We start from the raw sequence: 23,244 nt of genomic DNA, 5'->3' as shown, positions 1-23,244 counted from the left end.
ATGTGAAAAGGAAATGGCCGTGAATACCGCAGCCGTGGAAAACAACCCAGGCGCCTCGAAGCCGCGCCATGCGCATCCGTTCGGCAATCTTGGACGCGTGCGCCGCTTTCTGGCGCCCGCGGTGGCGCGGCCGTTCGCGATCGTGGAGACTGTCGTGCTCGCGCTGGCCGTATCGGCCGTGGCCCGCTGGCTTCATCCTGAAGACCCGTTGCTGCTGCACAATGGGTTTCCGTGGCTATGGCTGGCATCGCTGCTCGTGGCCTTGCGCTACGGCAGCCTGCTCGGCCTGCTGAGCGGAGCGTTGATGCTCGGCGCGTGGGCGCTCTTTTATCCGCACGGCGGCCCGTTCCCCACGCTGTATTTCGCGGGCGGTTTGATCCAGACGATTCTCGCGGGGCACTTCGGCGATACGTGGGGCAGCCGCGCCGAGCGCGCGTCCTCGCTGAACGATTACCTGAACGACCGTCTCGTCGCGTTGACCAACAGTCACTATCTGATGCGGCTCTCGCACGAGCGGCTCGAAAAGGATTTGCTGTCGCGTCCGACCACGTTGCGCGATTCGATTACCGAGTTGCGCCGTCTGTCGGTCGCTACCGATACTGCACTCGCCGTGCCGGCCGCGGGCAAGGAAAACGATCCGCCGGGCGGCGATCCGCAGGGCGGCGATCCGCTCGGCGGCGCGAGCGGTCTGCTCGAATTTGTCGCGCAAGCCTGCCAGATCGAAGTCGCCGCGTTGTATCCGGTGCATCACGGCAAGCTCGGCGCGCAGGCCATCGCGCGGATCGGCGATCCGTTCGAACTCGCCGTGCATGACGAACTCGTCACCCATGCGCTGAATACGCTGAGCGTCGCGCATCTGAAGAACGAAGACACCGTCGTGCCGGTCAGCCAGTACCTGGTGTGCGCGCCGCTCGTATCGGCGGACGGTGAACTGCGCGCGCTGCTCGTCGTCAAGCGCATGCCGTTCCTGTCGCTCAACTTCGACAACCTGCAGTTGCTGCTGGTGTTGCTCGGCTATTACGCGGACGGTGTCGAGCATTCCGCATTCGTACAGCGCATTCTCGACCGTGTGCCGAACTGCCCGTACGAATTCGCGCTCGACCTGAGCCGCCTCACGCGTCTTCAACAGAAGGCGGGCGTGGCGTCGTCGCTCGTCGCGCTCGCGTTTCCGCGCGATGAAGAGGGCGACTCGCTGTTCGAGCACGTCATGCGCCGCCGCCGTTCACTCGACGTGATGTGGCCGGTGCAGACCGCGAAGCAGTCGGTGCTGGTGAATCTGATGCCGGCCACCGATACGACCGGCATCGACGGTTATCTCGCGCGAATCGAAGCCAGCCTGACGGCCCAGTTCAACACCGACCTGGAACGTGCGCGCGTCGGCGTTCATACGCTCCACCTCGAGGGCGACGAGCCGGGCGCGGCCCTGATGCGTCTTCTCAAACGAAGCGGCCTCGATGTCTAAGACCCTTTCTCTCATCGTCGGCGCGCTCGCGGCCGTGGTGGCCGTGATCGTGCAATATCTGGCGATCGCGAGCCTGCTGCAACCGGCCGGCGCGATCGATCCGCTGCTGCGCTTTTTCGCGTTGCAGGCGTTGGCGGGACTCGCGGAGGCGGTCGCGTTCCGCTCGTGGCTACCGTTGAACTATCGCGAGCCGCGCGGCATTACGTTGCTGTTCCTGTGGCTCGCCTGCACCGTCGTGCCGCTGTTCGGCGGCCTCGTGGTGCTGATCAGTTGCGTGTGGGCGGCGCTCTTTCCGGGCAGCAAGGAGAGCGATCAACTCGCCGATGTGCCGCGCCCGGAATTCGTCACTTACCTGGTGTCGCGCGTATCGCACGGCGGCGGCGCGCGTCTGCAGGCGCGCCTCGCCAACACTCAGGTATCGCCCACCGACCGGCTGTCCGCGCTGGTGGCGATCCAGAGCATGCCGACCCGCACCACGGGCACGTTGCTGCGCGAGTTGCTTGCCGATCCGCTCGAAGACATTCGGCTGATCGCTTACGGCACGCTGGACCACGCCGAAAACGAGATCATGCAGAAGATCTTCCGCACCAGCAAGGCGCTGGAAGCGACGGACAACGACGTTGAGCGCCACGCACTGAACCGCCTGCTCGCCGAGCTGTACTTCGAACTTGTGTACCAGAACCTGGTGCAAGGCGCGGTTTACCGCCATACGCTGCAACAGGCCGACCGCTACGCCCAGGCGGCGCTCGAAACCGATCCGGGCGACGCCGCGCTGTGGCTGATTCGCGGCCGTCTCGCGCTGGCGAACGGCTTGCCCAATGCCGCGCATGAATACATTGGCCAGGCGCTCGCACTCGGTTTCCCGCGCGAACGGCTGGTGCCGTGGCTCGCGGAAGCCGACTTCCTGCGCGGCGACTACGCTCGCGTCAAGCAGCTTCTCGCATCGCTGGGCAATGCGGCCGCGTTGCCCACACTCAAACCGGTTGTGAAGTACTGGTCATGATGAAAGAACTCCCGATCCGCCGTGCCGCCGATGCCGATGTCTGCCTTCTGCTCGAAGGCACGTTCCCGTTCGTGCGTGGCGGCGTGTCGAGCTGGGTCAATGAAATGATCCGCTCCTACCCGGAGACCCGCTTCGCGATTGTGTTCATCGGTAGCCGGGAACAGGACTACAACGGCGCCGCGTATGCGCTGCCGGACAACGTGGTGCATATCGAAACGCACTTCCTGTACGAGCAGGTCGTGGCGGATTTTCAGCCGCGTGCCGTCGCCGGCGACACCGCGGCGTTCGCGCGCTCGCAGAGATTGCACGACGCCTTGCGCGATCCGCGCGGCGGGCTGGATGTCGGCGCTCTGATGGCGAGCATGATTCCGATGCTCGGGGCGAATGGCGCGTTGAACGAAGAGCAGTTCCTGTCCAGCCGCGCGGCCTGGGACACGATCGTCGATCAGTATCAGAAGTACTGTACCGATCCGTCGTTCACCGATTACTTCTGGACCGTGCGCATCATGCACAAGCCGCTGTGGCAACTCGCACGCGTCGCCGAGAAGCTGTTGCCGGCGAAGGTCTATCACACGGTATCGACGGGATACGGCGGCTTTCTCGGCGCATTGATGCATTACCGCACGGGCCGTCCGCTGCTGATCTCCGAGCACGGCATTTACACGAAAGAGCGCAAGATCGACCTGTTGCAGAGCCAGTGGATTCGCGACAACCGCGGCGTGTTCGAACGCGATATTTCTCGCGTCAGCTATTTCCGCGAACTGTGGGTGCGTTTCTTCGAAGCGATCGGCAAGCTCGCGTACGACGCCGCTGACGATATCGTCGCGCTGTACGAGGCGAACCGCCAGCGCCAGATCACGGACGGCGCGCGCGCCGAGCGCACGCAATGCATTCCGAACGGCATCGACGTCGACGCGCTCGTGCCGCTGATAGCCGAACGCAAGCCGCGCTCGCACCGCGTGGTCGCGTTGATCGGCCGCGTGGTGCCGATCAAGGACATCAAGACCTTCATTCGCGCGATCTTCATTGCGTCGCGCACCATGCCGGATCTCGAAGGCTGGATCATCGGGCCGGAAGAGGAGGATCCCGCTTACGCGCTCGAATGCCGCGCGCTCGTGGAGAGTCTCGGCTTGAGCCGCAATGTGAAATTCCTCGGCTTCCAGCGCATCGACGACATGATGCCGCAGATCGACGTGATCGCGCTGACCTCGATCAGCGAGGCGCTGCCGCTGGTGGTGCTGGAAGGTTTCGCGGCCGGCGTGCCGGCCATCACGACGGACGTTGGCTCGTGCCGTCAACTGATCGAAGGCGCGGACGACCAAGATCGTGCGCTCGGCTCGGCGGGCATGGTGGTTCAACTCGCCGATCCGGCTGCCTTCGCGCAAGCGGTGCTGGCGCTGCTCGCCGACGAAACCCGCTGGCAGGCCGCGCAACAGGCCGGCCTCGCACGCGTGCGCCGCTATTACACCAGGAAGCAGATGATCGACAGCTATCGCACGCTGTATGAGCGTCTCGCCGCCATGCCGGATCGCGAGCGCAACTATACGGCCGCCGATGCGGCGCGCTGCCCGATGCATCACCGCACCCAATCAAAGGCGGAGCCGCACGCGAGTTCGGCGCAGCCCGTTCAATCGCAGGAGACACGCTGATGGCGGGTATCGGCTTCGAATTACGCAAGATCATGCGCCGCGACACGCTGGTGGGCGTGGCGCGCGCTTACGCCTACGCGGGCCTGATCAGTTCGGGACCGTTGATCCTGTCGATCTTCGGCATCCTGATCATCGGGCTGATCAGTCTGACCTCGGTGATTCCGAGTTTCGCGATCGTGCAGTTTCAGGTGTCGGTCACGTATCTGATCGCGCTCAGCCTGATTCTGACCGGGCCGCTGCAACTGTCGTTCACGCGCTTCATCTCCGACCGGTTGTTCGAAAAGCGCGACGACCTCGTGCTGTCGAACTATAACGGCGTGGTGCTGGTGTCGTCGGTACTGGCGAGCGTGGTCGCGCTGGTCGCGATGCTGGTGAGCTTTCGCGAGGAGCCGCTGATCTACCGTTTGCTGATGATTACGGGCTTCGTGGTGGTCAGCAATATCTGGATCGCTGTGATCTTCCTGTCGAGCGTGAAGCAGTACCGGCAGATACTGATGGTGTTCGCGATCGGCTATGCATGCGTGGTGTGCCTCGCGCTCGCGTTGAACGGCTATGGACTGGTCGGCCTGCTCGGCGGCTTCGTGGCGGGGCACATCGTGCTGCTCGCCGGTCTGTCCGGTCTGATTTATCGTAACTACCGCAGCGAGCGTTTCGTTTCGTTCGAAATGTTCGAGCGGCGCTTCGCCTATCCGAGCCTCGCGCTGGTCGGTCTGCTATTCAATATCGGCGTGTGGCTCGACAAGTTCATGTTCTGGTACGCGCCGGGCACGGGCGCGCACGTGATCGGACCGCTGAACGCGTCCGTGATTTACGACATTCCGATTTTTATCGCCTACGTGTGCGTGATGCCCGGCATGGCGACGTTCCTCGTGCGCATCGAGGCGGATTTCGTCGAGTACTACGACGCCTTTTACGACGCCGTGCGCAGCGGCGCGACGCTGCGCCATATCAACGAAATGCGCGACATGATGGTGGGCAGCGTGCGGGCCGGCCTGTATGAAATCATCAAGGTGCAGACAGTCGTGCTGCTGCTGATCATCGCTTTCGGTGAGCGCGTGCTCGGCTCGCTCGGCATTTCGCCGCTGTATATGCCGCTGCTTGTCGTCGACGTGGTGTCGGCGAGTCTGCAGGTGTTGCTGCTCGGTCTGCTCAACGTGTTCTTCTATCTCGACGGACGGCGTATGGTGCTGCGGCTCACGGGCGCATTCGTCGTGCTGAATGGACTCTTCACCGGTATCACGCTCAGGCTCGGGCCGGATTTCTACGGCTATGGATTTGCGCTGGCGTTGCTGGTCGTGGTGGTGGCAGCCGTGAAGGTACTGGACCGCAAATTCATGTCATTGGAATACGAAACGTATATGTTGCGGGGTTGAAGGGGCGATATATCGTTTCCGAGGCTGATCGGCGGCATGTTCGCGGAACAGGTATTCTTGCCGTCGACGGCGTTGCCTGAATAACATGACAGGGGAGCCGGATTTGTCAGAGCACGATCACGACCGACGTTTCAGCCTGCGTGCGCTGCTGCGTCATGTCAGCCGGTTCGCGCGCATGGCCGCGCTCGGCGCGCTGGCTTCGGTGGCGCACGCGCAGAGCGCGGCGCACGCGCCAGCGGGACCGTCGGTAGCGCTGTACTACGGCACGAATCCGCCCGTCGAGGAACTGGCCGCATTCGATATCGTGGTGGTCGACCCCGACGCGCACTTCGATCCGCGCGCTCACGCGAGTGCGCATCCGGCGTGGTTCGCATATGTGAGCGTCGGCGAGGTGAACCCGCATCGCGCGTATTACCGCGCCATGCCGCGGCAGTGGCTGCCGGGCGTCAACGAGGCATGGGCCTCCCATGTGATCGATCAGACGGCCGCGCAATGGCCGGCGTTTTTCGTCGACAAGGTGATCGCGCCATTGTGGAAACAGGGCTATCGCGGCTTCTTCCTCGACACACTCGACTCCTACCACCTGATCGCCAAAACCGATGCCACGCGCGCCGCTCAGGAGGCGGGGCTGGTGCGGGTCGTCCGCGCGATCAAGAAGCGTTATCCCGGCGCGAAGCTGATTTTCAATCGCGGCTTCGAGATCTTGCCGCAGGTCCATGATCTCGCCTGCATCGTGGCGTTCGAATCGCTGTACCGGGGTTGGGATGCCGGCAAGCAGCGTTACACGGAAGTGCCGCAAGCCGATCGCGACTGGCTGCTGACGCAGGCGGCAACGATCCGCGACCAATACAGGCTGCCGGTGCTGTCCATCGACTATTGCCCGCCCGCCGACGGCGCATGCGCGGCCGCCACCGCCGCACGGATCACAGAGGCCGGCTTCGTGCCTTACGTTACCGATGGCGGACTCGCGACCGTCGGCGTGGGTGCGGCCGGAACCGGCAACGCACGGCCGTGACAAGCGGATTGAATCAAGACGGCTTCTCTACCTGCCAAAGCCCACTCACAGTTTGCTAGTCGCTCGCAATCCAGGCGGCGGCTAGGTTCTCATCCTCAGTACGCATGGGCGTCATGCCCGGAGCGCAAACTGCTCCGCGACGATCATTGGATTGCGCAAAAACCTGTATGAATGTACAGTACCCTGCATGAAATCTCGTCGCGCTGCTGCAACGGCGGCGGCGCGTGCGGCGGAGCATAGGGAGAGAACATGTTTCGATTTTTGGGCTTGGGCATCATGCTGTGCGCGGCGGCTTCAACGGCAATGGCCGGCGAGCACTATGTCGAGGTCTGGAACCCACCGGAAGCGCGAGTTGGCAAGCCGCATTGCGCAGTCGTTGCCCGTCGGCCTGTCGCGAGTCGGCACATCGTTCCCCACGCAATGAAAGCTCGCACGCGCACCGCGCCGGCGCCGGTTGGGAGACTCGTCGCGAAATCGGATCGGCGCGAAAGCGTGCCTGCACACGCACCGGACATGTCCGAGATTCCGCGGCAGATCACGCCCGAGGGCAATGTGCTGCGAGTCAGCTCTGGAGGTGTCACGCCTGGGGTGACACGTTAATGGAGTCCCAGACTTATCACGGCTACACCGTCTGGGGTCACGCCATCTTGCAGCAGGAGGACATTTTGCAGCCCGAGCGGTACGGCGCTAGCGGAACCATTACGCTCGCCGGCAAGCTGGTCGAAGCGTCGGGCATTCTCGCCTACTTCGATACCGAAGACGAAGCGCAACGCGCGGGTCTCGAATGGGCGCGTGCGTGGATCGACGGTCACGGGTGAGCGGCGCGAATCCGACGCGCGGACTTCTGACTCGTCGAGCGCGACCACCGGCCGTGATAAGGCGTTCATCGCACGCATGCGGAAAGCGTTTTTCGTAATCTCGAATGTTCAACGCGCGCCGCTGCTGCGTTGAAGGTGTCCGCGCTCGGCTGCATCCAGGCGGGAACGCTATAGACGGTTCGCCGTGGCGCAGGGCGCTCCGTACTGCGGGGCGTGCTGTGTGCTCACCGACATCGTGCAACGACGACCGCGCTCACGCCGCTTACCGCAACTGTGTCACCGCGAGCAGGAGCACCATGCTGCCGATCGCGCCATCCAGCACGCGCCATGCCGTCGCCCGCTTGAAGAGCGGCGCGAGAGCGCGCGCACCGTAACCCAGACCGATAAACCAGATTCCGCTGACGGCCATCGCCCCTAGCGCAAAGGCGACCCGCGCGCCTTCGGGTTCGCGTGCGCCGGCCGTGCCGATCAGCAGGAACGTGTCGAGGTACACGTGTGGATTGAGCCACGTGAACGCGAGCGTCATCAGAATGATCGGCACGGCGCGCTGCACGGGCGCCGCGCTGACGTTCTCGCCATCCAGCACCGCATGCTCCGGCCGCACCGCGCGTCGCAATGCATTGATCCCGAACCACGCCAGATAGGCGAGCCCGACGTACAGCATCGCGTGGACGAACAGGGGATAGCGCTCGACCAGCACCGATGCGCCGCCCACGCCCGCGCCGATCAGGATGAAGTCCGACAAGGCGCACAGCACGACGATTTTGCCGACATGCGAGCGCATGATGCCCTGACGCAGCACGAAGGCGTTCTGCGCGCCGATGGTCACGATCAGGGATGCGCACAAGGCGGCGCCGTGGGAAAAAGACAGCCAGTTCATAATCGATCCAGTAGACGGGAGCCGGGAACGAAGCTAGTCTGCGGGTTTGCCGATCATAAGAGAAGCTAATTCACTTAATGCCGATTAAGGAACGCTAATGCTCGACTATGCGTTGCTCGATGCGCTGGCCGCCGTGGTGCGCCACGGCTCGTTCGACCGTGCCGCCGGCGAACTGAATGTGACGCCGTCCGCGGTATCGCAGCGGGTCAAACTGTTGGAGGAGCGCGTGGGCAGCGTGCTGGTGAAGCGCGGCCAGCCCTGCGTCGCGACCACCTCGGGCGCGCTGCTGTGCCGCCACACCGAACGCGTGCAATTGCTCGAAGCGGAACTGACCGGCCGGCTGCCGGCGCTGCCCGGCGCGCTGGTCGAACCATGGCCGGCGCTGCGCATCGCCGTCAACGACGACAGCGTGGGCACCTGGTTCATCGACGCGGTCGCGCCATTCTGCGTCGAGCGGGAGATGCTGCTCGATCTGGTGATCGACGATCAGGACCACACCGCGCAGCGGATTCGCGACGGCAGCGTGCAGGGCGCGGTCACCACGCAAGCCGAGCCGGTGCAGGGTTGCCGCTCCACGCGTCTCGGCCGGATGCGTTATCTGGCGGTCTGTTCACCGGACTTTCTCGCGCGTCACTTTGCCGACGGCGTGACGCGCGAGAGCTTGCGGCGCACGCCCTGTGTCGATTTCAATCCGAAGGACCAGTTGCAAAAGCGCTTCATGCGCCGCATCACGCGCGCGGAAGTCGATCCGCCGTTGCACTGGATTCCGCACGTCGCCGGTTTCTTGCGTGCCTGTGTCACGGGCCTCGGCTGGGGCATGTGCCCGGAGCGCATGATCGCCTCGCATCTGACTAGCGGCGAACTGGTGGAGATCGCGCCGGGCAAGCATATCGACGTCGATCTCTACTGGCAGAGCTGGCGTTTGTCGATCGGCTGGCTCGACGACTTCGGCGCGATGCTGCGCAAGCGGGCGACCGAGTTTCTGGACTGACCTGCAGGGACGCCGACCGGTTGGCGCAGAAGCAATCAGCCCGCTGCGGCCTCGGCATTCGTGTCGTAGTTCGCGGGCCAGGGCGTGTCCGTCAATGTCTTCAAACGTCCTTCGTGCATGGAGAAGATCCAGCCGTGAATCCGCACCGGGCGCGGTGCGCGCTGAATCAGCGACATGGCTTGCAGCGCCTGCACTTGCGCCAGCACGTTGAGCTCGGCGAGTCGATCCGCGCGCGCCTCGAAGCTCGGCAGCTCGCGCAATTCGGCGGTGTGCAGCGCGCACAACCGGCGAATTCCTCCTATGCGGCGATTGACGTTCGGCAACTCGGGCGCGGGCGGTCGCAATGCCGCCTGCACGCCGCCACAGCAGTGATGCCCGCAGACAATCACATGTTCCACCTGCAGCACGGTGACCGCGTATTCGAGCACGCTCGACAGGCTCTCGTCGTTATCGGCGACGAGATTCGCGATGTTGCGATGTACGAAAATCTCGCCGGGCTTCGCCCGTGTAATGGCTTCCGGCACGCGGCTGTCGGAGCAGCCGATCCACAGCACATTCGGTTGCTGATTGCCGGCGAGGCGCCGGAAATAAGCGGGATCGCGGGTAATGATTTCGTCGGACCAGGCGAGGTTTTCGACGAGCATGTGTTTCGGAGATGTCATGAACGGGCTTCCGTTGATGCAATATTCGCGTTGGGGAGTGCGCTTGCACAATGTTTCATCGACCCCTCTGCAGGTTGATTGGGATGACTGAGCAATATCGAACAGGCACGGACATTGTGCGGCACGCGGGATGAGACCGTAGTGATCACCGCATGATAGTTTTGTCATCGTGCGGGCGCGTGCTTCGCCTAGCTGATCGGCGGATGCTTCGGAAAGCGCAGGCTGAAGGTGGTGCGCAAGTGCGGTACGCTTTCCACGCTGCATTCGCCGTCATGTTCGTCCATGATCGACTTGACGATGGCGAGTCCGAGGCCGGTGCCGCTCGCCGAGTTATGCCGCGATGGATCGACCCGGTAGAAACGGTCGAAGATGCGCTCCAGATGCGGCGTCGCAATGCCGGCGCCGGTGTCCGACACCGATATGTGCGCATGGCGCCGGCGTTCCGCGCATCGCACGTCGACAATGCTGCCGCGCGGCGCGTGGGTCAACGCGTTTGAAATCAGGTTGCTGAGCGCCCGCTGCACCATCAGCACATCGCCTTCGAAGCGCGCGTTGCCCGAGACGACGATCTCGACGCCGGCGTCGGCGGCCATGACTTCGTAATAGCCGGCAATGCGCAGCGCTTCGGCGCCTGCGTCGACACACTGCAGCGTCAAGCGGTGGCGAACGCTGTCCGCGCGCGCGAGAAACAGCATGCTGTCGATCAGGCGCGCGAGGCGCTGGCATTCGTCCACGCTCGATTCGATCACGCTGCGATATTCGTCGGCGGAACGGGGTTGAGAGAGTGCCACTTGCGCTTCAGCCAGTAGATTGGTGAGCGGAGTGCGCATGTCGTGCGCAAGGTCGGAGGAAAATTGCGTGAGACGCGTGAACGACTCATGCAGGCGCGCGAGCATCCGGTTGAACGCCCGGCTCAGTTCCTTCAGTTCGCCGGGCATCTCGTGTTCGGGCAAGGGCTCCGCAAGATGGCGGCTGGAGATCTGCTCGGCGCGCGCCGTCAAACGGGCTAGCGGCCGCAGTCCGAAACGCGCGATCGACCATGCAAGCAGCGCATTCACCAGCGTGCCCGTCACGATGACGACCAGAACGTTGAGCGCATAGGCGCGCAACAGCGCGCGTTCGCCGCTCGCGTCGTATTGGACGACCACTCGCACCTGCGTGCCGGCGCCATCGCCGAGCGGCGCCATCGCCACCAGAAAGCGCAGCGGCAGGTTTGCGATCGACACGCGCACCGGCGCGAGGTCGGTGCTGACGGTCATCGTCTGCGCATTCGGCAAGTAGCCGTTGGTGCGGATGAGCGGTGCGCTGTGCGCGTCGAATAGCGCGATATCGAGGTTCTGATGACCGTATAACTGGTTGTGCCACGTCTCGCGATCCGCGCTGACCGCCTGGATGCTGGGCATGGTGTGGAGACGCAATTGCAGCGCGGCGAGGGTCGTGGTCATCTCGCGAGCCGACGCCGCTTCGATACGCGTTTTCAGGCCGTGATACAGCAATACGCCATTGAATATGAGTAGCACCGAGGTCGAAAGCGCGAACAGGATCGACAGCCTCGCACGCAAAGTCCGCGGCACGAGCAGCGCCGCGAGTAGACGTCGAATCATGGCTGCGCCGGGCCGCGCTCTTCCAATACGTAGCCCATGCCTCGCACGGTGTGGATCAGCTTGGGTTCATAGTTGTCGTCGACCTTTGCGCGCAGGCGGCGGATCGCGGCGTCGACGACATTGGTGTCGCTGTCGAAGTTCATGTCCCACACCTGGGAAGCGATCGTCGAACGCGGCAGGATTTCGCCCTGACGGCGCATCAGCAGCCATAGCAATGCGAATTCCTTGGCCGTGAGCAGAATCATGTCGCCGTGGCGTGTGGCCTTGCGGCGCGTCAGGTCGAGCACCAGGTTGGATACTTGCAGCGAGGCAGCGTCGCGGGTTTGGCCACGTCGCAGAATGGAGCGGACACGGGCCAGCAGTTCGGCGAAGTCGAACGGCTTGACGAGATAGTCGTCGCCGCCCATGTTGAGGCCGCGCACCTTGTCGTCCACTTCGTCGCGCGCGGTGAGCAGCAGGACCGAAGTCGAATGGGTGCGGCGCAGGTTTTTCAGCAACGTCCAGCCGTCCTGGCCGGGCAGCATGACGTCGAGCACGATCAGATCGTAGTCCTCCGTCAACGCCCGGTGCTGGCCGGTCACGCCGTCTTCCACCCAATCGACGATAAAGCCCGCTTCGGTCAAGCCTTTCCGAAGATACGTGCCGGTTTTGATTTCGTCCTCGACGATCAGGATGCGCATGATTTTCTTTCAGTGCTGCTGGTCAGCGGCCGGCGCGAGTGGGCGCGCATGACGCGGACGCATTGGGTGCATCGAGTTCGTGATGCGCTGCGGCGGGCGGACCGGAGGGCCGCGGCATGGTGCGGGTCATCGTGGAAAATACCTCGAGCGAAAGCAGGCCTCGCTCGATGAACGGCTCCTGCGGACCAGCCGGCGGTCCATATGCCGAAGGACAGGCGGGGTCGCCGCCGTCGAACAGCCCGTCAGGTTGATTCCACCAGAACGCCAGCGAACTGAGTGCAATGACGAGCAGCGCGGCCCCGAGCGAGACCGGATGATCGATACGCAGTCGCTCCCAGCGCTCCGGGACGTTTGCGCCGAAGTGCGTGATGCGCGTCGTCAGGCTTCGCATTCGTTGAAAGTGGCGCATACGGTTCACTTTGAGGACGGGACGAACCTATCGTACGGATACCTGATCGCTGCCAGCATGAGATAAACATGACAATTCCGTCATATATGTCGTGTGCATCTTTTGTTGCGGTGCGTGGCACGCATGACAGGATCGTCATGGCGCGATCGCGTTCAGCGAGTCGCTCCGACCTGGCATGAGGACTGGATCGAACGGAAACGGAGATTGGATTGTGCGGAATGCGAGGGAGTTGGCAGGCGTCGCCGATACGGCGCCGAAGACGTGAAGCGCGAGCGGGCCGTGGTGCGCGCGTTCCACGGCGGACGCGTTTCAGATGCGGTGGATTGAAGCAGGGAACAGGCCGCTCACTTGCCGAACCGATCGCATCGGTCGGCCCATGAGCAGCGAAGTGTTATCTAGTGCAGACGAATCACCGGGTGCACGCGTCTGCGCAACCAGTGGCTCGCCGAATCGAGCGCCATGCGCGCGAAGCCGGTCAGTGTCATCACGTGCCGCCGATAGATGAGCTTGTAGACCGCGGTGGCCAGCCATCCGTCGACGAACACCGGCTGCGTCAGCAAGCTGCTGCTGAGGCTGCCTATGGTGCCCTCACGCCCGAAGCCGACCAGCGTGCCGGCGTCGCGGTACACGAACTCGGGCAGCGCTTCGCCCGCAATCCGGCACTTCAACACACGCGCAAGAAACAGCGCCTGCTGATGCGCGACCTGCGCGCGCGGCGCGAGGAACGCGCCGGCGTCGTCGGCGGGACAGGCCGCGCAGTCGCCGAGGCCGAATACGTTTGCGTCGTTCGTGCACTGCAAGGTGCGATTCACTTGAATCTGCGCGTTGCGATTCACCGCGATGCCGTCCAGCGTGCGCAATACAGGCGGTCCCGAGATGCCCGCCGTCCAGATCGCGATGTCGCTCGCGAGCGGAGCGCCGCCGTCGGTCAGCACGGCGTCGGCGCGCACTTCGGTGACGCGTGTTGCGCTCAGCACGTCCACGCCGAGGCTGGCGAGCATGCGCTGCGCGCGCGCTGAAATCGTTTCGGACAAAGCGGGCAGCACGCGCCCGCTGCTTTCGATCAAACGGATGCGGAAGTCACGTACCGGATCGAGCGAGAACGGCGTGTAGCGATTCAGCAGACGTACCGTGTCGCGCACCGCGGCGGCGAGTTCGACACCGGTTGCGCCCGCACCGATGATGTTGATCGACACCGGCGTGTCCGCCTGCGCGGTCCGCGCCCGGCGTGCGTGATTCGCACGCAGACAGGCATCGAGCAGCTTGCGGCGGAATGCTTCCGCATGCGCGACCGATTCGAGGGGCAACGCATGTTCGGCGGCACCTGGCACGCCGAAATATTGCGTCACGCTGCCCATGGCCAGCACCAGCGTATCGAAAGCGATCTGTCGCGACGGCAGAATTTCGCGGCCGTCGGCGTCATGCAACGCACTCAGCGTGATATGCCGCTCCGCGCGATCGAGCGCGGTGAGTTCGCCCTGTTCGAATTCGAAGCCATGGCGTTGCGCCTGCACTGCGTATTGCAGTTGATGGGTCGCGGGATCGAGTTGGCCTGAAGCGGCTTCGTGCAGCAGGGGCTTCCAGAAATGCGTGGGCCAGCGGTCGACCAGCACGATTTGCGCGAGACCCGCACGCCCGAGCGATTCGGACAGACGCGTGGCCAGACCGAGCCCACCCACGCCACCGCCGACGATCACGACGCGATGCGCCGCCGTCTTGTCCATGCGTTGCGCGGACTGCGCGTGGTGCGCCCGTTGCGCCTGTTGCGTTGTCGTGCCTACCGGCTGATCGATTGCGGCCATGATCGCTATCCTCCTGAGGTTGTTCGTGCCGGGCCGGTGCTGGCGCCGCGTTGCGTGCGATTCCATACATTTCCCGGCTCATCTGTGAGGCCAGTATAGAATCGGCGGAAACCGCAGCACAATTTAATGTTTATACAAAACATATAGGTTTTCACTTATGTTAAAAGCCGCGACGTTTCGTCAGTTGAAGACCTTGCATACGATTGCGAAGCTCGGCAGCGTGTCGCGCGCGGCCGAGGAATTGCGGCTCACGCAACCGGCTGTTTCGCTACAGGTGCGGCTGCTGGAAGAGGCGGCGGGCGCACCGCTCCTGCAGCGTGTGGGCCGCGGGGTGCAACTGACCGCGGCCGGTGAGATCCTCGCCCGCTATGCGCTGGAGATTCTCGACCTGTGGAACGGCGCGGCCGACGATCTGGCCGCGTTGCACGGCGAGCAGGGCGGCACGCTGCGCATTGGCGCGATTACCACCGCCGAGTATCTGATCCCGCCGTTTCTGGTGCGATTCACCGAATCGCGTCCGCAAGTGAAGGTGCAGTTCAAGGTCGGCAATCGTGCCGACATCATCCGTATGCTGGCGACGCATGAAATCGATCTCGCGGTGATGGGTAGCGCGCCGCGCGAATTGCGCACGGCTGCGACCGCGTTCGCCAAACATCCAATGGCATTCGTCGCCTCGCCCGCGCATGCGTTGATGAAGAAAAAACGGTTGTCGCTCGACGATCTGCAAAGCGCGAATCTGTTCGTGCGGGAACGCGGTTCGGGCACGCGTTCGACCGTCGAGAATCTGTTTCGCCTTGCGGGCCTCAAGCTTCATATCGGCTCTGAACTATCGAGCAATGAGGCGATCAAGCAGCTGGTCGAAGCGGGACTCGGTATCGCATTCCTGTCGCTGCACGCCTGTTCGCTGGAGTTTCAGGCGGGCTTGCTCGCGCTGTTGCCCATGTCCGCCAACCCGATCGAACGCGACTGGTATGTGATGCACGTCTCGGACAAACGTCTGCCGCATGTGGCTGGGCTGTTCCGCGATTTTCTGATCGAGCATGGCATGTCGGGCGCGGTGCCGGTGCCGCTGCCTGCTGTGGCCGCCGCCAAAAAACGCCGCCAGGCGCGCCAGGCGGGCGGTGCGGACGCGGCGTAGAGCCGCCAAAAAAGCGTGGGGCTTCTCGCGATTCGCTTCGACGTTTGCGCTTCGCCAGCGCTGCGGGAAGTCCCTGTACGGCCTTTCCGTTGCCCACGGAGCCTTACCGGACGGGACTTGCGACTTACATCGCCGGAGATCGAAGTAAAGGTTGGGCAGACGATATTTTTGCCCGCGCCGATTGTCTTTACAGTGGCGTCCAGACATCTGAGAAAAGTGGACGCCGCATCCCCGTGGCGAGCCATTGTGATTGACCTGGCCGTTACAGGAGTCGGAGACAATGAGCAGCAACAGCATCACTCAAGTCGAAACGTTCGGTTTCGAACGCATTCCGGATCGCTCGCGTTATGCGCGGCCGATCGATCTGTTCCGCTTACTGTTCGGCGGGTGCAACACCTTTTCCACTTCCGTGCTCGGCAGCTTTCCGGTGCTGCTCGGTTTGTCGTTCAAGGCGGGGGTCTGGTCGATTGTGCTCGGCGTGCTGATCGGCTCATGCATTCTCGCGCCGATGAGCCTGTTCGGTCCGCGCAACGGCACGAGCGACCCGGTCTCGTCGGGCGCGCATTTCGGCATTCACGGGCGGATCGTCGGCTCGTTTCTGGCGGTACTGACAGCAGTGGCGTTTTTCTCGCTGGCGGTGTGGAGTTCGGGCGATGCGCTCGTGGGCGGCGCGAATCATCTGCTCGGCTTGCCGGTCAACTGGATGACGCTGAGCTTTGCGTACGGCCTGTTCGCGGTGCTGGTGCTGACCGTATGCGTGTATGGCTTCCGCTTCATGCTGTGGGTCAACAAGATCGCGGTGTGGGCGGCGAGCATTCTCTTCGTGGTCGGTCTGTTCGCCTTCACCAAGTCGTTCGATGGCGCATACGCCGGCAAGGTCGCGCTCGGCTCGGTGGGTTTCTGGCCTGCCTTCGTGAGCGCCGTGCTGGTCGCGATGAGCAATCCCGTATCGTTCGCCTGCACGCTCGGCGATTGGGCCCGCTATATTCCGGAGAACACGCCGAGAAAGCGCACGATCCTCGCGGTGATGCTGGCGCAACTGGCCACCTTCGTGCCGTTCTTCTTCGGTCTTGCCACGGCGACGATCATCGCCAGCAAGGCGCCGGATTTCATCGCGTCGAATAACTACGTGGGCGGTTTGCTGGCCATCTCGCCGAACTGGTTCTTCCTGCCGGTGTGCCTGATCGCAATCATCGGCGGCATGTCGACGGGCACGACCGCGCTGTATGGCACCGGCCTCGATATGTCGAGCATGTTTCCGAAATTCCTGAACCGCGTGCGCGCCACGTTGCTGATTGGCAGCCTCGCGATCGGCTTCATTTTCGCCGGCCGCTTCGCCTTCAATCTGGTCGAAAGCGTGTCGACGTTCTCGGTGCTGATCAATGTGTGCAGCTGCCCGTGGATGGTGATCATGATCATCGGCTTCGTCACGCGGCGCGGTTTCTATCTATCCGACGACTTGCAGGTGTTCAATCGCGGCGGCCGCGGCGGTCACTACTGGTTCACGCACGGCTGGAACTGGCGCGCGATGGGCGCGTGGATTCCGAGCGCGGCGATCAGCCTGTGCTTCGTCAATCTGCCGGATCAGTTCGTTGGTCCGTTGGGCAAGCTCGCCGGCGGTCTCGACATCAGCATGCCGGTTTCGCTGACGCTCGCGGCCGCACTGTATATCGCTTTGTTGCAGTGCTTTCCGGAACCGGACGGCGTGTATGGACCGCAAGGCCGACGCTGGCTGCGTGGTGGTTCGCAGCACAATGTGACCGTGCATCCCGTGGTGCCTGCGACTAAGCTTAAGGTAGTCGCGCGGTCGCGGGCGCGTGCGGAACGCGAGCGTGAGGCAGAACTGGATACACAGGACGCGGGTTGAAGCGCACGCCAATGTGCGTGGCTGCGTAGTACAAGCAATGGTATTTAATTTGAGTAGGCAAACAGGATGAGCGAGTCAGTAAAGCGCGCGTTTGAAGGGGTAAAACTGTTTCCGTTCTGGCTGGACAATCCGCGCGCGCCGGCTGTCGAACGGGAATTGATCGGTCCGACCACCGCCGATCTGGTTGTGGTGGGCGGTGGCTTCACCGGTCTGTGGGCCGCGATTCAGGCGAAAGAAGCCGACCCGTCACTCGACGTCGTGCTGGTCGAGGCGGGCAAGGTGGCCTATGGCGCCTCGGGGCGTCCGGGCGGCATCATCTCGACTTCGGTGATGCACGGCCTGCCGAATGCGACGCGCGTCTTTCCGCAAGACCTCGACGTACTCGAAAAGCTCGGGCAAGAGAATCTCGACGGCTTCAAGGAATCGTTGACGCGCTACGGTATCGAGGCGGACGTCGAATGGAACGGCGAGATGACGGTCGCGGTCGATCCGGGCCACCTTGGTCATCTGAAGGGCGATTACGAGCTGCATGTCGCCCATGGACACGACGTGGTTTTACTCGACAGCAAAGGCGCACGAGAGCAACTCGATTCGCCGCTATTTGCCGGGGCGATGTGGTCGCGTAATCGCAGCGGCACGATTCATCCGGCGAAGCTCGCATGGGGTTTGAAGGCCACCGCACTGAAGCTCGGCGTGCGTCTGCATGAACATTCGCCGATCACGCGTCTCGAAGATTGCGGCGCGAAGATGATCGTGCACACGCAGGCGGGCCGCATCGAAACGCCGCGCGTGCTGCTCGGCACGGGCACCGCGGACGTCGGCGTGACCGACATCAAGCGCCGCGTGATGCAGGTGCGCGATCACATCATCGCGACGGCGCCGTTGAGCGAAGAACAGATGGCGCGCATCGGCTGGAAGAACCGCCAGGGGATTTACGACACACGTACGCAGCTCAATTATTTCCGACTCACGAAAGACAATCGCATCATCTTCGGCGGACGGGTGAGCTATCACTTCGGCGGCAATCCGAACCCCGCGGAAGATCGCGACGAAAGCACCTATTACAAGCTGGCCGAAGCGTTCTATCGCACCTTCCCGCAGCTCGACGACGTGCGCTTCACGCATGCGTGGGGCGGCCCGATCGATTACTGCTCGCGCGGCGCAGTGTTCGCGCGGCGCTATCACGGCGGCAAGAGCGTGTTCGTCGCCGGTTATACGGGCTTTGGCGTGGCGGGCAGCCGCTTCGGTGCGAAGATGGGCCTCGATATGCTGTGGAATCGCGAGACGGTGATTACTTCGCTCGATATTTCACGCAAGGGACCGTCGTACATTCCGCCGGAACCCGTGCGCTGGATCGCCGCGAAGATCACCTTCAACGCCTTCGACGGCGCGGATGATCGCGGCGGCTGGCGTCGTCTGTGGATCAATTCGATCAAGGCGCTCGGTTTTCCGATGTAATGCGAAGGCGTCCGCGCAATGCGCGTGGACGCGGTTCTTTTCTGAGGCATAAAAAAACCGCATCTTGAAGAATGCGGTTTTCGATGAAGCGGCAATGCAATGCAGTAGTCGAATCAACCGCAGTACACGATGCTGTACTTCTTGGTCGCCACCGGCATATGCCACGTGCCCGAGAAGCCTTTGTGCAGGATGAAGGCGTCGCCGGCGGCATAGCGTTCGCTGCGGCCGTCGTCGCTGGTGATCACGACTTCGCCTTCGATCAGCACGCACACTTCGTGAATGGGCAGGTCGGCCAGCTTCAGCGTGCCCGCATCGCATTGCCATACGCCGGCGGACAACATGTTGGTGGCGTCGGAGTAAGCGTTGAGGGCGTGCGGTGCCTTGGCGCCGTCGAGAATGACGTCGGCCGGATCGTGCAGCGCCGGGTTCAGACCGGAAGCGCCAGGGCCTTTAGCGTCGATGCGGGTGAAAGTAATGTTGCTCATGTGTCTCTCCTGGTTGATTGGATCGAAGTCGCACTCGTTGAGACGAGGCGAAAAATGGATTCGAAGCCGGAGTCTGAGCCAAAGCTGCGTAGCGATGAATTTCGATTTGAAGACATTCAGATTGAGCGGCGTCGATGTATAGCAGGCGATGCCGCCGCGGGTGCGATTTGCTCCGCGTCTGACCTGAAACTTTCATGTAGAGGACAAGCCCCATGCAACACGCCAAGCAGTTTTACATCGACGGTCAATGGGTCGATCCCATTGGGCAGACCAAAGCCAGCACGCTCGACGTGATCGATCCGTCCACCGCCGCCGCGTTCGCGCAGATTTCGCTCGGCAGCGCGGCGGATGTCGATCGCGCCGTCGCGGCGGCGAAGCGCGCGTTTCCCGCCTACAGCGAGACGACGATCGCGCAACGCATCGACTTGCTGCAAGCGCTCCTCGACGTCTATCGCAAGCGCTATGACGACATGGTGCATGCACTCAGCCGCGAGATGGGCGCACCGCTGCAGTACGCGAACGACGCGCAAGCCTGGACCGGCGTCGCGCATCTGGAAACCATGATCCGCACGCTCGATACCTTCGAGTTCGAGTACGTGAAGAGCGGCATTCTGATCCGCAAGGAAGCGGTCGGCGTGTGCGGGCTGATTACGCCGTGGAACTGGCCGGCCTTGCAGATCACCACCAAGGTCGCGCCCGCGCTCGCGGCCGGCTGCACGATGGTGCTCAAGCCTTCGGAACTGGCGCCGCTGTCGGCCATTATCTTCGCCGAGATTCTCGACGAAGCGGGCGTGCCGGCCGGCGTGTTCAACCTCGTGAACGGCGAAGGCCGCACCGTGGGCGAAGCGATGTCGTCGCATCCGGATATCGACATGATGTCGTTCACCGGTTCCACGCGCGCGGGCGTGCAAGTCGCGAAGGCCGCGGCGGATACGGTCAAGCGCGTGCATCAGGAACTGGGCGGCAAATCGGCCAACCTGATTCTCGAAGACGCCGATCTGAAAGAAGCCGTGATGCGCGGCACGCGCGCGTGTTTCGACAACAGCGGCCAGTCGTGCGATGCGCCCACGCGGATGTTCGTGCCGCGTGCGCGCGAAGCCGAAGCACTCGCCTATGCGAAAGAAGCCGCGCAAGCGCTGACCGTCGGTCCCGCGGATGCGAAGGGCACGGACCTCGGCCCCGTGATCAGCGAACAGCAGTTCGACAAGATCCAGCGGCTGATCGGCGTCGGCATCGAAGAGGGCGCGGCGCTGGTGGCCGGCGGCGCGGGCCGCCCCGAAGGATTGAAGGACGGCTACTTCGTGCGTCCGACGGTATTCGGCAAGGTCACACCCGATATGACGATCGCGCGCGAGGAAATCTTCGGGCCGGTCCTGTCGATTCTTGCCTACGACTCCGAAGACGAAGCCATCGCCATGGCCAACGACAGCCTCTACGGTCTCGCGGGCTACATTCAATCTGGCTCGATCGAGCACGCGCGTGCGGTGGCGAAGCGCCTGCGCACTGGCACGATCTATCTGAACTACGCGGACTACAACCCCGAGGCGCCGTTCGGCGGCTTCAAGCAATCGGGCAATGGCCGCGAGTACGGTGAGTTCGGTCTGGAGGACTTTCTGGAGATCAAGGGCGTGGTCGGTTACGAGGCTTGAATCTCTACCGCGCGGCGAAATCACTAAAGCAGCAACTCGATCGAATGAAACAGCCGGCGCTGCTCGGGCTCTTGCGAGCGCGCCCCTTCGTCGATCACTTCACGCAGGCATTCGAGAAAGCACGCGGCCGCCGGACTCGTCGGCGCGCCGCGGCGTGAGGTGATGCTGACGATGGTTTCATCGACCGTCTCGCGCAGCGGCAGCGCCCACAACTGCTCCTTCGCGAGCGTCACTTCGACGAGCGGCCACGGAAAAATGCTGAGCATGTCCGTGTGCGCAAGCAAACCGAGTACGACCGCCAGCGAATGCGCGAGCAGAATGGTATGCGGCACCTGCATGCCGCGCTTGCGGAACACATTGTCCGAGATCGACTCGCGACTCGCCGGGTCCCAGTTCAATATCCACTCCGCGTCTTCGAGTTCGAGCAGCGTGCGGCAGCCGGCCTTGGGATGATCGCGCCGCGCGACCACGGCCGAATGCGTGGAAAACAGCGGTACGTTGTGAAACTCCGATTGCGGCGACGCCGGTGGCGGGCGGCCGATTGAAAAGTCCAGGCTGCCGTCGCGCAAACGCGGCTGAACGACCGCCAGCAAACCTTCGAAGAACTCCAGTTGCACTTCCGGCATGCGCTGCCGGAAGCGCTGCACTGTGGGCGGCAGAAACGTCAACGCGACCCATGGCGTGACGCCGATCGACAGTTTGCCGGCCGCTGCGCCGCGAAGTGCTTCGATCTCCGCTTGCGCCCGCTGCAGTTGCCCCAACACCAGGCGCGCATGCACGACCAGCGCGCGACCGAACTCGGTGAACGCGACGCCGCTCGCGCTGCGTACCACCAGCGGCGCTTGCAGATCGGCTTCCAGTTCGCGCATCGCCTTGGTCACAGCGGCCGGCGACAGGTCGAGCGAACGGGCCGCGGCCCGGATACTTCCAGTATCGGCAATGGCCGCTAAGGTGCTGAGTTGATGAAGTTTCATCTGACAAGGCGGGCGGTGGGGTGGCAACCACGAGTTGCTGCCGCAACGATTCTACGCCTGCCACCGGAATTTCGGCATCGTTATGCTGGGTTCACGCTTTCAATGACGGAGACACGACGTGAACACCATGGCCATTCCGGCGGGCATCGCCGAACTCGAAGACGAAATGATCGCGCTGCGCCGCCAGATCCACGCGCATCCCGAGCTGGCTTACGAAGAGTTCGCCACCGGCGACCTGGTCGCCGAACGTCTGCAGGAGTGGGGCTACACCGTGCATCGCGGGCTGGGTCAGACAGGCGTTGTCGGTCAGTTGAAAGTCGGCAATGGCGCACGCAAGCTAGGGCTGCGCGCCGACATGGACGCATTGCCGATTCACGAAACCACCGGTCTGCCGTACGCGAGCAAGCTGCCCGGCAAGATGCACGCATGCGGACACGACGGCCACACGGCCATGCTGCTTGCCGCCGCCAAACACCTGGCGCAGGAAAAGTGCTTCAACGGTACGTTGAATCTGATTTTTCAGCCTGCCGAAGAGGGCTTGGCCGGCGCGAAGAAAATGCTCGAGGACGGCCTGTTCGACAAGTTTCCGTGCGACGCGGTGTTCGCGATGCACAACATGCCGGGCTATCCGACCGGCAAGTTCGGTTTCCTGCCGGGCTCGTTCATGGCTTCGTCGGATACGGTGATCATCAAGGTGACCGGGCGTGGCGGTCATGGCGCGGTGCCGCATAAGGCCGTCGATCCGGTGGTGGTGTGCGCGCAGATCGTGCTGGCCTTGCAGTCCATCGTGTCGCGCAATATCGCGCCGCTCGACATGGCGATCATCACCGTCGGCGCGATTCACGCGGGCGAAGCGCCGAACGTGATTCCAGAAACCGCCGAGATGCGCCTTTCCGTGCGCGCATTGAAACCCGAGGTTCGCGATTATCTGCAGGAACGCATCACGGCGGTGGCTTGCGCTCAGGCGGCCGTGTTCGGCGCGCAGGCGCACGTGGACTATCAGCGTCGCTATCCAGTGCTCGTCAACGATATGGCCATGACCGGGCTCGCGCGGCAAGTCGCGCTCGACTGGCTCGGCGACGACGGCCTGATTGCCGACATGCAACCGCTCACCGGCAGCGAAGACTTTGCGTTCCTGCTCGAGCGTTGCGCCGGCAGCTACCTGATCATCGGCAATGGCGACGGCGAGGGCGGCTGCATGGTCCACAACCCTGGCTACGATTTCAACGACGCTTGCCTCGCCACCGGCGCCGCCTACTGGGTGAGGCTCGCGCAGACGTTTCTGGCCTGAGGCCGCAGCGTTTGCATAAGCGGGCAAAACCGCC

General features: G+C 63.3%; 21 protein-coding genes. 13 read left to right on the top strand and 8 right to left on the bottom strand.

Translation table 11 applies throughout. The annotated features are described in order from the left end of the window. Positions 1-13: 13 nt before the first annotated feature. The 7 genes from B0G82_RS19115 to B0G82_RS19085 all read left to right on the top strand — a co-directional run bounded on the left by B0G82_RS19115 (position 14) and on the right by B0G82_RS19085 (position 7,320). Positions 14-1,462, top strand: a complete 1,449-nt coding sequence (locus tag B0G82_RS19115) for a PelD GGDEF domain-containing protein (RefSeq protein ID WP_241974627.1) — start codon at positions 14-16, stop codon at positions 1,460-1,462. Further along, positions 1,455-2,465: a hypothetical protein gene (locus B0G82_RS19110; RefSeq protein ID WP_116142373.1), complete on the top strand. Its 1,011-nt coding sequence runs from the start codon at positions 1,455-1,457 to the stop codon at positions 2,463-2,465. Before B0G82_RS19115 ends, B0G82_RS19110 begins: the two co-directional genes overlap by 8 nt. Next, a complete protein-coding gene (gene pelF, locus B0G82_RS19105; protein ID WP_121308452.1) occupies positions 2,462-4,114 on the top strand; it encodes a GT4 family glycosyltransferase PelF in 1,653 nt (550 codons plus the stop codon). The genes B0G82_RS19110 and pelF overlap by 4 nt, the downstream gene beginning before the upstream one ends. Further along, positions 4,114-5,487, top strand: a complete 1,374-nt coding sequence (pelG, locus tag B0G82_RS19100) for an exopolysaccharide Pel transporter PelG (RefSeq protein WP_121308451.1) — start codon at positions 4,114-4,116, stop codon at positions 5,485-5,487. Before pelF ends, pelG begins: the two co-directional genes overlap by 1 nt. 103 nt (positions 5,488-5,590) lie before the next feature. After that, entirely contained in the window at positions 5,591-6,502 is a 912-nt protein-coding gene (locus B0G82_RS19095) for an endo alpha-1,4 polygalactosaminidase (RefSeq protein ID WP_347237429.1), read from the top strand. A 249-nt stretch (positions 6,503-6,751) separates the two neighbouring features. Continuing rightward, on the top strand, positions 6,752-7,102 hold the full coding sequence (locus B0G82_RS19090; protein ID WP_121308449.1) for a hypothetical protein: 351 nt from the start codon (positions 6,752-6,754) through the stop codon (positions 7,100-7,102). Beyond that, positions 7,102-7,320 (top strand): hypothetical protein, encoded by a 219-nt coding sequence (locus B0G82_RS19085; protein WP_116142368.1) that lies wholly within the window; start codon positions 7,102-7,104, stop codon positions 7,318-7,320. The genes B0G82_RS19090 and B0G82_RS19085 overlap by 1 nt, the downstream gene beginning before the upstream one ends. A gap of 262 nt (positions 7,321-7,582) precedes the next feature. Here B0G82_RS19085 and B0G82_RS19080 read toward each other — a convergent pair whose 3' ends face one another. Then, positions 7,583-8,200 carry a LysE/ArgO family amino acid transporter gene (locus B0G82_RS19080; protein ID WP_106284971.1) on the bottom strand — a complete coding sequence of 206 codons (618 nt, stop codon included), beginning with the start codon at positions 8,198-8,200 and terminating at the stop codon, positions 7,583-7,585. A 97-nt stretch (positions 8,201-8,297) separates the two neighbouring features. Between B0G82_RS19080 and B0G82_RS19075 the strand changes: the two genes are divergently transcribed. Then, positions 8,298-9,191: a LysR family transcriptional regulator ArgP gene (locus B0G82_RS19075; protein WP_116142367.1), complete on the top strand. Its 894-nt coding sequence runs from the start codon at positions 8,298-8,300 to the stop codon at positions 9,189-9,191. A gap of 35 nt (positions 9,192-9,226) precedes the next feature. Here B0G82_RS19075 and B0G82_RS19070 read toward each other — a convergent pair whose 3' ends face one another. From B0G82_RS19070 to B0G82_RS19050, 5 genes are all read right to left on the bottom strand, one after another. Further along, entirely contained in the window at positions 9,227-9,853 is a 627-nt protein-coding gene (locus B0G82_RS19070; RefSeq protein ID WP_106284969.1) for a carbonic anhydrase, read from the bottom strand. Positions 9,854-10,041: 188 nt separating this feature from the next. Continuing rightward, positions 10,042-11,457, bottom strand: a complete 1,416-nt coding sequence (locus tag B0G82_RS19065; protein WP_121308448.1) for a heavy metal sensor histidine kinase — start codon at positions 11,455-11,457, stop codon at positions 10,042-10,044. Further along, complete coding sequence (gene irlR / locus B0G82_RS19060) at positions 11,454-12,137, bottom strand: heavy metal response regulator transcription factor IrlR (protein ID WP_106284967.1); 684 nt, start codon at positions 12,135-12,137, stop codon at positions 11,454-11,456. The genes B0G82_RS19065 and irlR overlap by 4 nt, the downstream gene beginning before the upstream one ends. 22 nt (positions 12,138-12,159) lie before the next feature. Beyond that, positions 12,160-12,546, bottom strand: coding sequence for a hypothetical protein (locus B0G82_RS19055; RefSeq protein WP_241974625.1), 387 nt, complete (start codon positions 12,544-12,546; stop codon positions 12,160-12,162). A 395-nt stretch (positions 12,547-12,941) separates the two neighbouring features. Next, positions 12,942-14,348 (bottom strand): NAD(P)/FAD-dependent oxidoreductase, encoded by a 1,407-nt coding sequence (locus B0G82_RS19050; protein ID WP_121308447.1) that lies wholly within the window; start codon positions 14,346-14,348, stop codon positions 12,942-12,944. Between the two features lie 157 nt (positions 14,349-14,505). Between B0G82_RS19050 and B0G82_RS19045 the strand changes: the two genes are divergently transcribed. The 3 genes from B0G82_RS19045 to B0G82_RS19035 all read left to right on the top strand — a co-directional run bounded on the left by B0G82_RS19045 (position 14,506) and on the right by B0G82_RS19035 (position 18,811). After that, positions 14,506-15,486, top strand: coding sequence for a LysR family transcriptional regulator (locus B0G82_RS19045; RefSeq protein WP_116142362.1), 981 nt, complete (start codon positions 14,506-14,508; stop codon positions 15,484-15,486). Between the two features lie 280 nt (positions 15,487-15,766). Next, complete coding sequence (locus tag B0G82_RS19040; protein ID WP_121308446.1) at positions 15,767-17,353, top strand: cytosine permease; 1,587 nt, start codon at positions 15,767-15,769, stop codon at positions 17,351-17,353. A gap of 66 nt (positions 17,354-17,419) precedes the next feature. Next, on the top strand, positions 17,420-18,811 hold the full coding sequence (locus B0G82_RS19035; protein ID WP_121308445.1) for an FAD-dependent oxidoreductase: 1,392 nt from the start codon (positions 17,420-17,422) through the stop codon (positions 18,809-18,811). A gap of 113 nt (positions 18,812-18,924) precedes the next feature. On the opposite strand, the gene B0G82_RS19030 is transcribed toward B0G82_RS19035, so the two are convergent. Continuing rightward, entirely contained in the window at positions 18,925-19,296 is a 372-nt protein-coding gene (locus B0G82_RS19030; RefSeq protein WP_012432544.1) for a cupin domain-containing protein, read from the bottom strand. Positions 19,297-19,508: 212 nt separating this feature from the next. On the opposite strand from B0G82_RS19030, the gene B0G82_RS19025 reads away from it, so the two are divergent. After that, positions 19,509-20,945, top strand: coding sequence for an aldehyde dehydrogenase family protein (locus B0G82_RS19025; protein ID WP_121308444.1), 1,437 nt, complete (start codon positions 19,509-19,511; stop codon positions 20,943-20,945). A 23-nt stretch (positions 20,946-20,968) separates the two neighbouring features. Here the strand turns inward: B0G82_RS19025 and B0G82_RS19020 are convergent, their stop codons facing one another. Then, on the bottom strand, positions 20,969-21,919 hold the full coding sequence (locus B0G82_RS19020) for a LysR substrate-binding domain-containing protein (RefSeq protein ID WP_121308443.1): 951 nt from the start codon (positions 21,917-21,919) through the stop codon (positions 20,969-20,971). Positions 21,920-22,037: 118 nt separating this feature from the next. Between B0G82_RS19020 and B0G82_RS19015 the strand changes: the two genes are divergently transcribed. After that, positions 22,038-23,210 carry a M20 aminoacylase family protein gene (locus B0G82_RS19015; protein WP_121308442.1) on the top strand — a complete coding sequence of 391 codons (1,173 nt, stop codon included), beginning with the start codon at positions 22,038-22,040 and terminating at the stop codon, positions 23,208-23,210. Positions 23,211-23,244 lie beyond the last annotated feature (34 nt).

This window comes from Paraburkholderia sp. BL17N1 (assembly GCF_003634175.1).
Lineage (GTDB): Bacteria > Pseudomonadota > Gammaproteobacteria > Burkholderiales > Burkholderiaceae > Paraburkholderia.
The sequence above is the reverse complement of the archived record's forward strand: the minus strand, read 5'-3'. Positions and strand labels throughout refer to the sequence as shown.

Excerpts from the sequence above, each read along its gene's own strand:
- B0G82_RS19115 (WP_241974627.1), top strand. The coding sequence starts at position 14 with ATGGCCGTGAATACCGCAGCCGTGGAAAACAACCCAGGCGCCTCGAAG.
- B0G82_RS19110 (WP_116142373.1), top strand. The coding sequence starts at position 1,455 with ATGTCTAAGACCCTTTCTCTCATCGTCGGCGCGCTCGCGGCCGTGGTG.
- pelF (WP_121308452.1), top strand. The coding sequence starts at position 2,462 with ATGATGAAAGAACTCCCGATCCGCCGTGCCGCCGATGCCGATGTCTGC.
- pelG (WP_121308451.1), top strand. The coding sequence starts at position 4,114 with ATGGCGGGTATCGGCTTCGAATTACGCAAGATCATGCGCCGCGACACG.
- B0G82_RS19090 (WP_121308449.1), top strand. The coding sequence starts at position 6,752 with ATGTTTCGATTTTTGGGCTTGGGCATCATGCTGTGCGCGGCGGCTTCA.
- B0G82_RS19085 (WP_116142368.1), top strand. The coding sequence starts at position 7,102 with ATGGAGTCCCAGACTTATCACGGCTACACCGTCTGGGGTCACGCCATC.
- B0G82_RS19080 (WP_106284971.1), bottom strand. The coding sequence starts at position 8,200 with ATGAACTGGCTGTCTTTTTCCCACGGCGCCGCCTTGTGCGCATCCCTG.
- B0G82_RS19075 (WP_116142367.1), top strand. The coding sequence starts at position 8,298 with ATGCTCGACTATGCGTTGCTCGATGCGCTGGCCGCCGTGGTGCGCCAC.
- B0G82_RS19070 (WP_106284969.1), bottom strand. The coding sequence starts at position 9,853 with ATGACATCTCCGAAACACATGCTCGTCGAAAACCTCGCCTGGTCCGAC.
- B0G82_RS19065 (WP_121308448.1), bottom strand. The coding sequence starts at position 11,457 with ATGATTCGACGTCTACTCGCGGCGCTGCTCGTGCCGCGGACTTTGCGT.
- irlR (WP_106284967.1), bottom strand. The coding sequence starts at position 12,137 with ATGCGCATCCTGATCGTCGAGGACGAAATCAAAACCGGCACGTATCTT.
- B0G82_RS19055 (WP_241974625.1), bottom strand. The coding sequence starts at position 12,546 with ATGCGCCACTTTCAACGAATGCGAAGCCTGACGACGCGCATCACGCAC.
- B0G82_RS19050 (WP_121308447.1), bottom strand. The coding sequence starts at position 14,348 with ATGGCCGCAATCGATCAGCCGGTAGGCACGACAACGCAACAGGCGCAA.
- B0G82_RS19045 (WP_116142362.1), top strand. The coding sequence starts at position 14,506 with ATGTTAAAAGCCGCGACGTTTCGTCAGTTGAAGACCTTGCATACGATT.
- B0G82_RS19040 (WP_121308446.1), top strand. The coding sequence starts at position 15,767 with ATGAGCAGCAACAGCATCACTCAAGTCGAAACGTTCGGTTTCGAACGC.
- B0G82_RS19035 (WP_121308445.1), top strand. The coding sequence starts at position 17,420 with ATGAGCGAGTCAGTAAAGCGCGCGTTTGAAGGGGTAAAACTGTTTCCG.
- B0G82_RS19030 (WP_012432544.1), bottom strand. The coding sequence starts at position 19,296 with ATGAGCAACATTACTTTCACCCGCATCGACGCTAAAGGCCCTGGCGCT.
- B0G82_RS19025 (WP_121308444.1), top strand. The coding sequence starts at position 19,509 with ATGCAACACGCCAAGCAGTTTTACATCGACGGTCAATGGGTCGATCCC.
- B0G82_RS19020 (WP_121308443.1), bottom strand. The coding sequence starts at position 21,919 with ATGAAACTTCATCAACTCAGCACCTTAGCGGCCATTGCCGATACTGGA.